The 14,035-nt window shown below is 53.6% G+C and carries 14 protein-coding genes and 1 riboswitch; of the genes, 9 read left to right on the top strand and 5 right to left on the bottom strand.

The annotated features are described in order from the left end of the window. The first annotated feature begins 77 nt into the window (after positions 1-77). From Pla22_RS08485 to eda, 3 genes are all read left to right on the top strand, one after another. A complete protein-coding gene (locus Pla22_RS08485; protein ID WP_146514232.1) occupies positions 78-1,883 on the top strand; it encodes a DUF1570 domain-containing protein in 1,806 nt (601 codons plus the stop codon). After that, complete coding sequence (locus Pla22_RS08480; protein ID WP_146514231.1) at positions 1,880-3,166, top strand: nickel pincer cofactor-dependent isomerase, group 22; 1,287 nt, start codon at positions 1,880-1,882, stop codon at positions 3,164-3,166. Before Pla22_RS08485 ends, Pla22_RS08480 begins: the two co-directional genes overlap by 4 nt. Before the next feature lie 102 nt (positions 3,167-3,268). After that, positions 3,269-3,937 carry a bifunctional 4-hydroxy-2-oxoglutarate aldolase/2-dehydro-3-deoxy-phosphogluconate aldolase gene (eda, locus tag Pla22_RS08475; protein ID WP_146514230.1) on the top strand — a complete coding sequence of 223 codons (669 nt, stop codon included), beginning with the start codon at positions 3,269-3,271 and terminating at the stop codon, positions 3,935-3,937. 18 nt (positions 3,938-3,955) lie between these two features. Here eda and Pla22_RS08470 read toward each other — a convergent pair whose 3' ends face one another. The 3 genes from Pla22_RS08470 to Pla22_RS08460 form a co-directional block, all read right to left on the bottom strand. Then, entirely contained in the window at positions 3,956-4,543 is a 588-nt protein-coding gene (locus Pla22_RS08470; RefSeq protein ID WP_146514229.1) for a cytochrome c oxidase subunit 3, read from the bottom strand. Between the two features lie 178 nt (positions 4,544-4,721). Further along, positions 4,722-5,678 carry a hypothetical protein gene (locus Pla22_RS08465; protein ID WP_146514228.1) on the bottom strand — a complete coding sequence of 319 codons (957 nt, stop codon included), beginning with the start codon at positions 5,676-5,678 and terminating at the stop codon, positions 4,722-4,724. Positions 5,679-5,717: 39 nt separating this feature from the next. Next, complete coding sequence (locus Pla22_RS08460) at positions 5,718-6,311, bottom strand: MaoC family dehydratase (protein WP_242631881.1); 594 nt, start codon at positions 6,309-6,311, stop codon at positions 5,718-5,720. A gap of 322 nt (positions 6,312-6,633) precedes the next feature. On the opposite strand from Pla22_RS08460, the gene Pla22_RS08455 reads away from it, so the two are divergent. Both Pla22_RS08455 and Pla22_RS08450 read left to right on the top strand, forming a co-directional pair. Continuing rightward, positions 6,634-7,890: an FG-GAP repeat domain-containing protein gene (locus Pla22_RS08455; protein ID WP_146514227.1), complete on the top strand. Its 1,257-nt coding sequence runs from the start codon at positions 6,634-6,636 to the stop codon at positions 7,888-7,890. Further along, entirely contained in the window at positions 7,887-8,243 is a 357-nt protein-coding gene (locus Pla22_RS08450; RefSeq protein ID WP_146514226.1) for a nucleotide pyrophosphohydrolase, read from the top strand. Before Pla22_RS08455 ends, Pla22_RS08450 begins: the two co-directional genes overlap by 4 nt. Here Pla22_RS08450 and Pla22_RS08445 read toward each other — a convergent pair. Together Pla22_RS08445 and Pla22_RS08440 are read right to left on the bottom strand one after the other, a co-directional pair. Beyond that, complete coding sequence (locus Pla22_RS08445) at positions 8,227-8,916, bottom strand: MIP/aquaporin family protein (protein WP_146514225.1); 690 nt, start codon at positions 8,914-8,916, stop codon at positions 8,227-8,229. The two genes, Pla22_RS08450 and Pla22_RS08445, sit on opposite strands and share 17 nt — an antisense overlap. Beyond that, on the bottom strand, positions 8,916-9,452 hold the full coding sequence (locus tag Pla22_RS08440) for an NUDIX hydrolase (RefSeq protein ID WP_146514224.1): 537 nt from the start codon (positions 9,450-9,452) through the stop codon (positions 8,916-8,918). The genes Pla22_RS08445 and Pla22_RS08440 overlap by 1 nt, the downstream gene beginning before the upstream one ends. 241 nt (positions 9,453-9,693) lie before the next feature. On the opposite strand from Pla22_RS08440, the gene truB reads away from it, so the two are divergent. The 4 genes from truB (at position 9,694) to cpaB (ending at position 13,886) form a co-directional block, all read left to right on the top strand. After that, positions 9,694-10,710: a tRNA pseudouridine(55) synthase TruB gene (truB, locus tag Pla22_RS08435; RefSeq protein WP_261343134.1), complete on the top strand. Its 1,017-nt coding sequence runs from the start codon at positions 9,694-9,696 to the stop codon at positions 10,708-10,710. Positions 10,711-11,015: 305 nt separating this feature from the next. Next, positions 11,016-11,114, top strand: a riboswitch (cyclic di-GMP riboswitch). A gap of 159 nt (positions 11,115-11,273) precedes the next feature. Beyond that, positions 11,274-11,453: a Flp family type IVb pilin gene (locus Pla22_RS08430; protein ID WP_146514222.1), complete on the top strand. Its 180-nt coding sequence runs from the start codon at positions 11,274-11,276 to the stop codon at positions 11,451-11,453. A 441-nt stretch (positions 11,454-11,894) separates the two neighbouring features. Then, a complete protein-coding gene (locus Pla22_RS08425; RefSeq protein ID WP_146514221.1) occupies positions 11,895-12,461 on the top strand; it encodes an A24 family peptidase in 567 nt (188 codons plus the stop codon). A gap of 339 nt (positions 12,462-12,800) precedes the next feature. Then, the gene (cpaB, locus tag Pla22_RS08420; RefSeq protein WP_146514220.1) at positions 12,801-13,886 is read left to right on the top strand and encodes a Flp pilus assembly protein CpaB; all 1,086 of its coding nucleotides are present in this window, start codon (positions 12,801-12,803) and stop codon (positions 13,884-13,886) included. The last annotated feature ends 149 nt before the right edge of the window (positions 13,887-14,035 follow it).

Below are 14,035 nucleotides of genomic sequence, written 5' to 3'. Positions count from 1 at the left end.
AGTGCGTACGCTACTACTAGATAGCAGTCCTTGATTCTCGCTATTTCGCAAGCTTGACCAATACTCTCTCGTGATTCATGCCATTGTCTGTTCAAACCGTGATTGTCGCGATTGGCTTGCTCTTTGTCCTTGGGCAACCGACTGTCATCGTCGCTTCGCAACCCACCCGCGGCGACCGAGTACTTTGTTTTATTCCGCAGTCAGTCGAGGGCGAAACTGACACTGCTCCGGCGACTCCCTTGCCCTCCTATGCCACCCCGGACGAATTGCTTGCTTCGTTCCCTCACGCGGGAAAAGGTTCGGCATGGCATCGGTACATGATGTTATGGCGATCCCACTACCACGCCCCCGATGACAAAGACATACGGCGATACTTCGGTTTCGCGACTAACGATCGGGATCCGAATCAAAACTATCGTCTCGACATTCGTCGCGGACGCTCAGCGCCCGCCGAATTGAAATGGAAGCGAGGTTCTTACGCCGAAATCCAGTCCAATCACTTTGTGATTTACAGCCGAGGTGACCGCGAAACCAGCACACAAGTCGCCGAGACGCTTGAGCAGTGTTACTGGGTATGGACTCAGTTGTGCTTTCCTTTTTGGGAAGCCGCACCGCAAGTCTCATCACACTTCGATGCATTTCCCGGTTCGGAACTAGCGTCCCCTGACAACGTGCAATCTATCACCGACTACTTACGAACGATCAATAAGCGAGTCACCACAAAGAAACGCATGAAGGTCGTTTTGTTTCGAGATGCAACGGAATATGCCCAGTCGCTCAGAGTTGATATCCCAGGCATCGAACGATCGACGGGATTTTATAACGACGAAAGAAAAATAACGTTCCTGTTTGCTCCGAAGTTGTCAGCGAATGACCCGGGCAATTCGGATGAGGTGCTTGCAACGCTCCGACATGAGGTCGTTCATCAACTCTTTCGTGAAGCGACGACCAATAAGTCAGCGAATTCCCCAGGCAACGATCAGGACTTCTGGTTAGTGGAGGGAATTGCTGGCTACTTTGAATCGATGGTAAGCATCAACGGGTGTGTCACGCTCGGAGGTTGGGATTCGCCAAGACTACAATTTGCCCGCTATCGGATTCTCGCCAGTGGCGATCGGATGCCAATGGCTGAACTGCGTCGTGATAGCCGCGAAACGGCTCAGATGCGAACGGACCTGCCAAGGTGGTACGCGCACGCGATCGCCAACACCCATCGCTTGCTCGATGGAGGCGATCAAGACACTCGTCAATGGATCTACGATCAATTGGCCACGCTTTACCAACTAAGAACTGACTTTGCTGAGCCCCGGGCTGAAGCCTCGCCACTGGTCCATGACCCTGATGCGATGCAATCATTCTTGTCGGTGGATGACGATCACTTGATTCGAAATCCATCGCAACGAAGCCTTCGACAAATTTGTTTTGCTGGTTGCGAGATAACATCATCCGGTCTGCGAACGCTCGAAAGACTCGATCATCTGCAATGGCTCGACCTGTCACGATCGAAGATTGACTCGGCGGCGGTGATGCGTTTAGCTCCGCGTCCTGCTGAACTCGAACAGCTTAATTTGGAAGCCACTCAAATCGATGACGCCGTCGCTTCATGGCTGACCAAGCTTAACAACCTTCACGAACTCGACCTAAGCTGGACAAGGATCGGAGACGAAACGGTGCGAGCCATCAATGATGATGCGCCAATCGAAACGCTATGGCTAACAGGATCCAAAGTCACCGATGATTCAATCGAAAAAATTGCAAAGATGAAGAAGCTAGAAAGCGTTGACGTGCAACGGACAAGCGTCAGCCATCAAGGGCTCACTCGGCTGAAGGAACTGCGGCCTAGATTGGCGATCAATCCTTTGGAACTGCGAGAGCCGCAATGAACACCTCGGATGCAACGATTCGATTCCCAAAAGTCTTTCGCGTTCGTCAAGACTTGTTTGAGCGGCCATTACCTGACGTCCCAAAATCAGTTGCCGACACCATCGAACAATCGCAATTACTTGAAGCTATCAAGCCAGGGCAACGGGTCGCGATAGCGGTAGGTAGCCGCGGAATCGCGAATTTGCCCCAGATTGTTCGCCAAGTTGTCGATTGCGTCGTTGCCGCTGGCGGAACTCCGTTTATCGTTCCGGCGATGGGGAGCCATGGCGGGGCAACGGCCCAAGGACAAACGGAAATACTGAACTCGCTTAGCATCAACCCACAAACGATGAACTGCGAGATCCATTCGTCGATGGAAACCATCTCGCTGGGACAAACGGACGAAGGCTTCGATATTCGCTTCGACGAGTTTGCGGCGAATGCGGACCAAATCATCGTCGTCAACCGAGTTAAGCCACATACGCGGATAACCGGAACTCTGCAAAGCGGACTGGTCAAAATGTTGTTGATTGGTCTGGGGAAACAAGCCGGTGCGAGTGCCTACCACGAAGTGATGGGTCGCTATCACTACCGTCTGGAAAACATGGCGGTCCCCATTGTCAAACACATTGTTCGTGAATTGCCAATCCTGATGGGTTTAGCCGTCATCGAGGATGCCGCCGACCAAACTTCGCACGTCGAGGCGGTCGCGGGCAAAGACTGGCTCGCAAGAGAACCGGAACTCTTAGCGATGGCAACCATGCAAATGCCTCGGCTGCCATTCGACGAAATCGACCTGCTAATCATCGATCGAATTGGCAAAGAAATCAGCGGTACCGGAATGGACACCAATGTGATCGGACGAAAGTCAAACGACAACATCGCCGACGCGAACGAATGGCCCAAGGTTAAACAGATCTATGTCCGGTCGTTGAGTCCCAAGACGGCGGGTAACGCGGCCGGCATCGGAATCGCAGAATACTGCCATCGTCGTGTCGTGAATGAACTGGACGAAAACAAGACTCGAATCAACTGCATTACCAGCGATCATGTCACCGCCGGTCGCATTCCGCTCACGTTCGACAGTGACCTGGAAGTTTTCGAAGCCGCGGTATCTCAGATGAACTCAAGGCCACCAAGCGAAATCAAATGGGTGTCGATTCGAGACACACTGTCACTTGGCGAAATGATCTGCAGCGAAGCTTTGTTGGAACAGGCTCAACAGTCCAGTCAACTGGATCCGATCACGCCTCTTTATCCTCTTTCGTTCAACGACGAAGGTGATGCGAGACTGCTAGACTAAGGCATCCCTGATTCGCAAAGTCCTTCGTGACTTCGGTCCGAGTTCGCATATCTCTAAACTCGCTGGTGTTCCACGGCCTGTTTTTTCCTGCTATCGATTGCCATGAGCACATTTGTATTTCCTACTGACCTTGAAGAACGGCTGTCCGACACGAAGGTAACGGCGATGGTCACGATCGACCGTCCCGACGATGCGATTCCGCTTGGAAAAGCTTTGCTCGCCTGCGGGATCAAAGCGATAGAGGTTTCCTTTCAATCCAAAGCCGCGTCTGAAGCGATTGCGAAGCTTCGCGCCAATGTTCCGGAATGCTTGGTAGGGGCCGCAGGAGTGGTCTTTGAAGATCAGCTTCGTCAAGCGAAAGAGGCGGGGGCTTCTTACGGTTCATCCTTTGGAACCGACAGAGCGGTCATCGAAGCAGCAGATCATCTGAACTTCCCGTTCATTCCAGGGGTGATGACTCCCAGCGAGATCCAATCCGCCGTCTCGTTAGGGTGCCGCCATCTGCATTTGTTTCCGATGGAGCCTATCGGCGGAATCGACTACTTCCGCTCAATCCGAGATGCGTACAGTCACCTGGGCGTGAAGTTCATGATCGGTGGCGGGATGTCATTGATGCACCTGCGACGCTACTTAAGCCACGACGATGTGCTTTGCATTGCCGGCGAATGGATTGCTCCGCGACGAATCATTCAAAATCAGAACTGGTCCGCCGTGATTGATAACGCGACGGAAGTAACGAGCATTTTGAAAGATTTGAGCTCAAAACAGTAAGTCTTGAATCAAACGCCGCTACCAGGCGAACCCGCCCGTCGTGAACCAGAATGCTGCGAGCATGCATAGCCACACGCCATCAAGAAAGTGCCAATACTGCGCAGCGAAGTCGACCGGCCAATGACGTTCATGATCGTACTTGCCCTGCCAGGAACGTACCGAGACGATTCCTAGCGAGATGACTCCGCCAGCAACGTGCAGTGCATGCAGGAAAGCCAGAACGGCCACCATGCCGGCAACCCCTTTCCCAGTTCCCTCTCGCATCGCTGGCCCACCGAGCATTTCGCTCATGGCAAAGAACTGCACTCCCATGAAGATAGTTGCAGCAAGACCGCTAACGGCCAGCAGTCCGCAAGTTGCGTTCATTCGATCGCGACGAACCGCTCGTGTGGCCAGATGAACCAGAATGCTGATGACCAACAAACAGACCGTGCTGATCAAAAAGCTGCTCGGCAACGTTGCACTGCTTTGAGGATCATCGCGTCGGGAATACGCGTAGAACCCATAGAGCAGAATACTGCTGACGAAGAAAACGAACAGTGATCCTAAGAACAACGCTCCACCTAGCTGAAATCGTCGATCGTCGGGAAGCCTGTAGGTGGACATGATTAATCAGACGAGGAGTGACGGTAGTTGAATCATTGTATCGTCTTGGGAATCCACGTTAATGAGGCTTTCGAATTGGACTGACGCCCGCAAGAATGCGATGCGAATGAGCCCAATAGTAAGCAGAGCGTTCCGAGCCCCTGGCTTTCGCAACCGGATCGCTTCGTAAGCGACTTCCTTACCGTTGCCGCACGAGGTCCAGATCAATGATCTTCAACTGCTGGCGTAGTGCTGCTGTTTGAGTGAGGAAACGATCCGCGTCCACGGGATAACCGGCCGTTGGCTTCAGAGGACTCTCGCCGACATAGTTTTCCGCGAAGTAAAGATTGAAAGACGCCATCATTCGTTCTCGCAGATACTTGGCGTGCAGTGACGACATTGCCACAGGAGTGAAACGGTCACCCTTTACGGTGAAAGCCAAGCGAATTTGTTTTCCTTGCCAATCGCAACGATAGACACTCTCTGATTGCGATTCCGATACAACAGCGACACTACCCTCATGAAAAATGTGCGCAATGACACCTGCGTAGTATCGCCGACCGCCGTGCCGATCGCAAAACACTCGAATGTCCGTTTCCGAGGTAGCCTCAACCGAGTTGCGGACTAGTTGCAAAGTAGACCGAGAGAGCAAATCTGCCTTGTTGGCTCCTTCGTTGCAAAATTGATTAAACCGTTTGGCCGTAATGACTCGCGCTTTCACATCTAACAAAAGGCAACCGGTGGATTGCCACTGGGCAATAGCGTTGGCGGTTGAGGCGTCATCCAATAACGGGCTCGAACAATCGCGATTGAGCCAAGGCGTGGCGAAAATTTCTTCGAAGTCGGTATCCGCAACGTACTCGATCATCTCGCGTCCGCTGCCAAAACGTTTCCCGCAAGCCATGTGGCTTGCGCAAACAATGGCGTGCAATCCATCCAACCCGCTACCGGATTTGAAGATGGCTTTGGAATCGTCGATTCGGACTTTGAGTTTGCCGATCGCTACCGGTTGCGTGAGCGGGGCAAACGCCAAGGACAAAGCCGCTTCGTCATTGGGCTGATTTGATGGCAGCTGAACTTGCCAAGTCGAGGCCGCGATGACGAGCGGACCAAGCTTGGGTCCGTAGCCCGCTTCGTCGGTGGCGATGATAAACATGATTTGAACGAGGCGGCGTATGGCCCGGCGACTTCGGACTTACCTTGCAGGAAGCGTTCCACGCGAAGAGGTGTCGTCGGTCGGTGCCTCGTTCTCAATGTTTGACAATCGCCGAGCTCGAGCTCGGGTAGAAACCAGAGAAACGAACCGGCCACGTTGAACAACGCGTCCATGTTGATTGATTAGCGATCGCACCCACGTCACACGCCCGGCTCGTCGACCATGTTGACCAATTTCTTCAATCTCTGTGCAAACGCGGACAACGTCACCAAAGAAAATAGGAGCTTCAAACTGCCACTCGGCAATACTGACCAAGGCCAACGTTGCGACTTTAGGTTTCTGAGAGCTCAGCCCCGCAAGGACGCTCAAACCCAACAATCCGTGAGCGACGGGTTCACCGAAGGGCGAACTAGCCCCAGCCTCGGTGTGCAGCGGATCGTTATCGCCGGTTAAAATAGCGAAGTCGGCAACATCGTCGGCGGTAATCTCGCGACTTTCACTCATCCAGCGGTCACCAACGTTCATGTCCTCCAGATACAATGGCTGGACCTGAGCCGCATCGGAACCGCCGGTTTCGGTAGAGGCGAGCGGAGAATGAGTTCTCGATGAAACGGGTGTCTGCGAAATTTCCAAGGCGATCTCAACGGATATAGTGCAGTCTTGTGAGAGACAAACCAAACTCACTTGCGAATAGTTTGCGCGGACATCATGCCCGGTTTACTCGATAATCAAAAGATCACTTCCTCGTGAAAGTTAAAAACTAAGACCTCAAGCGAATCGTTAATCCGATCGGGTTGACGTTGCTGGCAACGCTCGCCCCGCAATCGTTGCTCCCATCCCCGTTTGCTTTTCTAGCCCCACCAGAATAATTACCCACCACCGCCCGCCACCGAGACTTCTCGAAATGAAAAACACGATTTTCCTAGTTTTTTTGACATTTCCCGCCCTAATGAGCATGCCAATCTGTGCCCAAGAGCCTCAGGCGGGGTCGCAGGAATCACATGCCGATGGCAGCTCTGGACCCAAGGATACGTGCAAACCTTGTTCCTTTGAGATCAAGTTGTTGGCGCTCGATTCCAACGAAGGCATTGCCGCTGGCGATGTTGACGGCGACGGAATCACGGACTTGGTCGCTGGCCGATCATGGTTTCGCGGTGGCGACTGGGCTCCGCGACCGCTGCGATTGATCGAGGACTGGAACGGCTACGTCGAAAGCAACGGCGACTACGTGATGGATATCAATCAAGACGGACGCCTCGATGTGATCGCAGGATCTTTCATGGGTTCCGAAGTGCATTGGTTCGAGAATCCAGGCGACGAAGGCTTGCGATTGGGGCAACTCTGGCCCAAGCATGTGCTTGTCGATACCGAAAGAAAAACGAACGAAGGGCAACTGTTAGAAGATGTCGATGGCGATGGCCGACCGGAATGGATCGTCAATAGCTGGACCAAAGACGTGCCCATGATGGTTTGGCGACTGGAGCCGATCGAATCCGGTGAAGCCAAATCGGATGGAGGTGCGTCGGATGGAAGTTCATCTGGTGCTTCAGCGAAACCAAGCCAAGCCGATGCATCAAAACCGGCTGCCTACAAAATGGTGGGCCACGAACTTGGACCCAAGGGGAATGGCCACGGGCTCGCCGTTGGCGATATCAGTGGCGACGGCAGATATGACGTCTTGGTTGGACAGGGGTGGTACGAGCAACCAGCTTCACAACCGTGGACGCAACCATGGGCGTTTCATCCCGATTGGGATCTTCATTCGAGTCTGCCGATGTTAGTCGTCGATCTCGACGAAGACGGCGACCATGACTTGGTGATTGGCAATGGCCACGACTACGGTTTGTATTGGTGGCAAAATGATGGGGCTGATGAGACTGGTAAAATCAGTTGGACTGAACATGAAATTGACAGCAGCTTTAGCCAACCTCACTCACTTGCTTGGGCCGACATCGATGGCGACCAACGCCCGGACTTGATCGCCGGCAAACGCTACTTTGCCCACAACGGCAATGACCCCGGAGGAATGGACATGCCATGCCTTTACTACTATCAATGGGATCCATCCACCAATAAGTTCACTCGGTACACCATTGACGAAGGACACGTTGGTGTTGGGCTGCAGATCGTAACTGAAGATTTCAACGGCGACGGCCGAGCGGACATCGCAGTTGCTGGCAAGAGTGGCACTTACCTGATTCGGTCTCGATGAGCAAAACAGACCCCACCCAGGATCTAACCGTTCGTCAAGCTCAAGCAATCGTGGATGATTGGATCCAAACGATTGGCGTGCGTTACTTTGGGGAACTCACCAACTTGGCGCAATTGGTCGAAGAGGTTGGTGAGGTCGCTCGCATTTTGTCGCGAACCGTCGGTGAGCAATCCACACGCGAAGGTTCAACGCTAGGTGAACTCAGCGACGAACTTGCCGACGTTATGTTCGTTACGATTTGCTTGGCCAACCAGTCAGGCATCGATCTTTCCGAAGCGCTCAAACGCAATTTAGAAAAGAAGACCCGACGAGACTTAACACGTCACCGTGACAATCCTAAACTTCAAGAATAGTTAAGTCTGTTGAGCCAGGTTTGATTAACCGGTGCAGGCCGCAACCGATCAACGCGCCGGCGATGGGTGCCGCGATGTAGAGCCATAGATCAGTGGTCATTCCCGACACGATCGCGGGCCCCAAACTTCGCGCTGGATTCATGGACGCATTGGTCAAGGGTCCGGCGACGAAGGCTTCCATCGCGATCGTGGCCCCCACGGCAAGGCCAGCGGTAATCGTTTCTTCTTTGGCACCTGTGGAAACGCCCATCACGACAAACATCAAAATTGCCGTCATCATTGCTTCGATTGCAAAGCCGGCCTGTGGCGTCAATTCGAGTTGGACTAGCGTGGCGCCCAGGAATGACGCCTGGCTACCAAAAACGATCGCTAGTGACGCTGCACCGGCGATCGCGCCGGCACACTGCGACGGCACATAGGCAATCGCGTCTTTGAGCGGCAAACGCCTGGCGACAGTGAACGCGATGGTAACGGCGGGATTCATGTGCGCACCGCTGACTGGTCCAACCGCGTAGATCATCACCATCACAATTAACCCCCACACCGTCGCCACGCCCACGTGAGTGAGCGCCTGCGTTTCGCCATTGACGACCATCGCACCACAACCGATCAGCACCAAGCAGTAAGTGCTAAGGAATTCGGCCAACGAACGATTGATAAGTGGTGTCTTCATTACGTTGTTGGGTTCAAACGAGGCGAGTAGAGAAAGGCATAGAGTCCGATCAAAGTTTTGCCGTCACGAATTTCCCCATCGTGCAAAAGTCGAGCGACTTCGTCTCGGTGCACTACGCGATTCTCGATTTGCTCAACGGCCTCGCGGGCATGCTGACCTTGCGTCAAGTCGCGAGCGACATACAGCGACATTAGTTCGTCACTGATGCCGGGCGCCGAGAAAAATTCAGCGATGCACTCGATGGATCCGGCGCGATAACCGGTTTCCTCGATCAACTCTCGATGCGCCGTGACGTCGGGCGACTCGTTGGGGTCGCGAGTTCCGGCGGGCAGTTCCAATAACGTTTCCCCCACCGTGGGTCGGCCGTTATTGATCATGACCACGGTATCGGCATCGATGAGCGGCAGCAAGACAACCGCGCCAGGATGTCGAATCACTTCGCGTTGGTAGGATTGCCCGTCGCTTCCGGCGAGTGTCATGCGATACACATCGAATCGCTCACCTCGCAAAACGATCTCTTCGGATTCTGGTTTCATGGTCGTGCCAGCTACTGGTTGGATGGTTTGAAGTGAAGGGTCTATCGAGGATGTCAAAGGGCCGTCAAAATGTCAGGCATTCGCAGGCCAATTCAGCACCACCGATCAAGAGACCGTCGATGAACGAATCGTCCTACTCGTACTCTTGATCCAAGCGCCTTTGATTGAGCCCGGCATTTCGATGGTTGAAAATTGACCTAGTTGCCGTTCAGCCGCCACCAAATGACCCCTTAGTAACTCAGTGACCGCGTTCGGATTCCTAAATTGCAACAAACCGGTGGGGATGACTTCTCGCGATCTTGTCAACATTGTGGCAAAACGATTCCGCGAGACTAGGGATAGCAACGAACCAAAAATCAAACTCGGCCACGCGGGGACACTTGATCCGTTGGCCGAAGGGGTCATGGTACTTGGGGTTGGCCGAGCGGTGCGATTGGTTCCCTATGTTCAGGAACAAAGAAAACACTACCGATCCACGTTCTTGTTGGGACAGACAAGTGTTTCGGGTGATTTAGAGGGCGAGGTGATCTCGCGACCTGATCTGCCGGTTCCCTCGCTTGCCCAGCTCGAATCGGCTGCCCGCGATCTGACGGGACGTATATCCCAGATCCCCCCCGCGCACTCGGCCATCCGAGTCGATGGTCGGCGAGCTTACCAACGCATCCGAGCTGGCGAAGAAGTGAAGATGCCCTCGCGGGATGTCGACGTTTACCGGTTCGAGGTAACGCGATACGAATTTCCCGAAGTGGATCTGGATATTGTGTGCGGATCGGGAACGTACATCCGCACCCTTGGTATGGACCTAGCTAAGGCCGTTGGCTCGGTAGGCGTGATGAAGTACCTGCGTCGCTATCGGATTGGGGTATTTTCGGAAGAAGATGCATTGAGCGTGGAAGAAATCCGACAGTGTGATCCTCGCACGAAACTAAAACTGGCGGTCGAGGGGGCCGCGACGTTGCCCAAGCTAACGGTAAATGATGGCGATGCAGTGCGGCTATTGCATGGCCTCGAGATCGTGGGTGAGTTGCCGTCGAACCAGCATTATGATTCGGACACTCGGGCTGGTGATTCGAGGCCAGCAAGCCTGGATACGGTAATGGACGAAACCGAGGTGGCTGCCATTTGGCAGAACGAGTTGCTGGCGATTGTCAAACGTCGCGAAGGAGCATGGTGGCCGTTTCGTGTTTTCCCAAGGTCAGACCAGTGGCCAAGTAAGGAACAACGTCCACATTTGGACGCTAAGGACGATGATCGTTAAGCCGCCAACGTCGATCTCCGGTGACAGACGTCGCTCTACGCTTGTCGTTAAAAGGGCCGAGCAACTGGATTGAAAGATTGACTTCTGATTTGAAAAACGGCCCAACCCCCTGCGTAACCGTCAGAAACGGCACAGGTGGATAGTTTCGCTGATCGTTAAGGTTTCCTCGGCCGGAGTTTTTTGACTCTGCTTAGGAATGTCATAGGTTTCCTGTAGAAGTGAGCGGATCGGTGTTCGATCTGCTGCCGAGTGTTCTTCCAGTGGTGTGACAACCGTTGGCCAGATCGTTCGGTCAGCCTTGCTTTCCAAGACAAAGGCAAACCGTTTGAGAAAACGGGGCGCAAAGCTACGGATCCGTGGGTAACACCGTTTGGTGAGAACCTCAGGATAGCCGGGCTGCCACGGAACGGTTAACGACGAGTTCTCGTTGTTGATCAGCCAAGGCTAGTCGGACGAAAGTCGAAAGACGGGCTGCCTAAGCCGGGAGTTGGTTCATGTAGAACTGCCCCACTACCTTAGTCATCGCACGCCCTAGGCGTGCATCTCACTCCGGAGAGAGACACATGAAGAATTTCGCAACCAGCGTCGTAGAATTCCTTAAAGAAGAAGATGGCCCAACTGCAGTTGAGTACGCAGTTATGCTTGCTCTGATCGTTATCTTCTGTCTTGGAACGATCAGCTTGGTTGGCCAAAACGCCAACGCCAAGTTCCAAGAAGTTGCTGACAAGATCGCCACCAACTAATTGCGATCTGGAAATGCTGGCAGGCCTGCCATCGTTTCCTACAAACGTTCTATGCGTCTTGGCACGCATCTCTTCCATGGGATGCGTGCTGACGCTGTGAACATCGGTTGATCGTCATGTCTAGGATTTCGCACTATGAATTACCCTCTGCTACCAGTTGACGCCGCTGCCTATGCGTGGCAATTGTCCTGCTGTGTCGTGACTTTGGTATTCGCGATTCTCAATTGGATGATCGGACCTCGATAACCTCGCCGCTGAATTCATTCCGGCAACCTTGGCGACCTATCAACAACCTGTTGAAACCGTCCCCACCTACCCAACCGGCTTCGCAGAGCATCGCACACGCTCGCGTCGCCTCCCACCCGCTGCCTACCGACCACGGAAGCGTTGTCTCGCGCAGCACCAACCTACCGCATTAACAAAACATCACGGGGAACAATCATGTTTCAATCCACTGCATCCATCGCCGCTGAAACCTGGGTCGTCTGGTTCGTTTCGATCGTATTGGTCGTGGCCGCTGTCATCGACGGCAAAATCTTGAAGGTGCCAAACTGGCTGACCTTCCCATTCATTATCTCGGGCTGGATTCACTGGACCGTTCAAGGTGGCTTCGGCTCCGACGGTTTGTTGTTCAGTCTTGCTGGAACCGTAGTCGGCATGATGCTGTTGCTTGTGCTTCGCAACGTAGGCGGCATGGGCGCTGGCGATGTGAAACTGCTCGCTGGTGTCGGAGCTTGGCTTGGCACCGTGATCACACTGTATGCTTTCGCAGCGACAGCCGTTGTCGGCGGTGTCATGGCGGCTTACATGATCTGGAAGAGCGGTAACTGGGAACATCACTTCGCGATGGCTCACCGAATCTTGGCCGAATGGAAAGATGTTCGCCAACCGAAGAAGCTCGCCGAGATCGCTCGTGAACGCAAGCCAAACATGTACTTGCTGCCTTACGGAATCCCAATGGCTATCGGCTCCATCGCCTACTTCGCCTTGGCTGGCATGCTGATGTAAGCGGCTGACTAATCAGTCATCAACGAATAATGCGGGGGTGGTCCGGAAATGATTTCTTGGCCACCCTTTTTTTCGTCGTCAAAGTGAGTGCAGCCAACCGATGGGGAACCTATCAACGCTCGGACGACAAAGTCCCTGTCAAACCTTAGCGACTGCGTAGGCTACCGAGCCTGCGCGAACTTGAATGATCGTAATGGTCATTCCCCCGGGATCGTGTGGGGTGCAGTGAGAAGCATCCAACCACCGAACATCCATGTTGAGTCGCCTCGTTTTGACATTCGGAACTTCCGAATTTACCCGACTCTCCTTACCTCGTGCCTTTAAGGCTCCTGGATCGCTATGAAAAAGTCAGCTTTTCTCCTCATCGCGCTGTTTGTTGGCACCATCGTCACCGTGGTCGCCAATCAAATCCTGACCGCGAACACAGGTGGCGAAGCCGATCAGCAGGTCGCCGAAATTTTCGTGGCGTCCGTGGCGATTGATATCGGCGAAGAAATCACGCCCGAGAAAGTCCGCTTGGAACAATGGCCGATCGACAAGATCCCCGAAGGTTCCACCGGTGACTTTGAAGGACTCGAAGAGAAATACGCGAAGCAACGCTTCTATACCGGCGAACCGATCATGCCGCTGAAGTTAATGGACGACAACTGGACTACGGTTCCTAAGAACTTCAGTGTGGTTGCAATGAAGGCATCCGACGTCAGCATCGCCAACTTGATTCAACCAGGCGACCGGGTGGACGTGTTGGCGTTCTTTGAAAAGAGCGAACTGGTTCCGCAAAGCATGCTGAAGACCGTGCTGATGGGCGTTCGAGTCTACGCCCTTGATGGTGATACCGAACGACGAGCTGGCGATGACCGGCCCAAACGAATTCAAAACATCCAGCTTCTGATTCACAAGAAAGACCAACAAGCTTGGGCCTACGCCGGCGAACTCGGCAAGATCCAATTGGCCTTGGGAAGCGACGCCGACTACAGCACCGAAGATGGCTCGAATCAAGCCGCTGCGGAATTCCTGGGATGGCTTGACGACTATCGCGAAGCCCAGCAGCAAGCGGCGAACCAGGCAAAACGAGACAAAGACGCTTCGCGAAATCGCTCACGCGTCACCATGATGCCGAAGCCGAAGGAAGAGAAAAAAGAAGAGGAAGATGGCTTCTCCATGATCAAGATGGTGGAAGGCCGCATGGTCGAGTACTGGATCGTCCCCGGAAAACTGCCGGTTAAGATCGGCGAAGTTGGCGGCGATGACACTGGGTCCATGAATTCGTCCAGTACTGATAGTTCAACGTCGCGATCCCAACCGCGTGACACGAAGGATGAAGGCGAGTACAGCTACCTCAATGGCGAAGACAGCCCTCTGTTTCAACCACCACCTGAGCGCAGTGGTTCGATCAACGAACAACCGCGTCAATCAAGCTACTAATTCAAGGTTTGAGTGCAAGAAGAAGGCGGCCTCATCGGCAGCCACGTCACTCACATCTAACGTTCACGACTTTTACACTACTGTTTTTACCCGCACGGACTGATTCGCTCGTCTAGACAATGGATTGTCGTCGATGAGCGAATGAGAAG

The organism is Rubripirellula amarantea, assembly GCF_007859865.1.
Taxonomy (GTDB): Bacteria; Planctomycetota; Planctomycetia; order Pirellulales; family Pirellulaceae; genus Rubripirellula; species Rubripirellula amarantea.
Note: the sequence above shows the minus strand (reverse complement) of the source record. Positions and strands in the feature narration are given on the sequence as shown.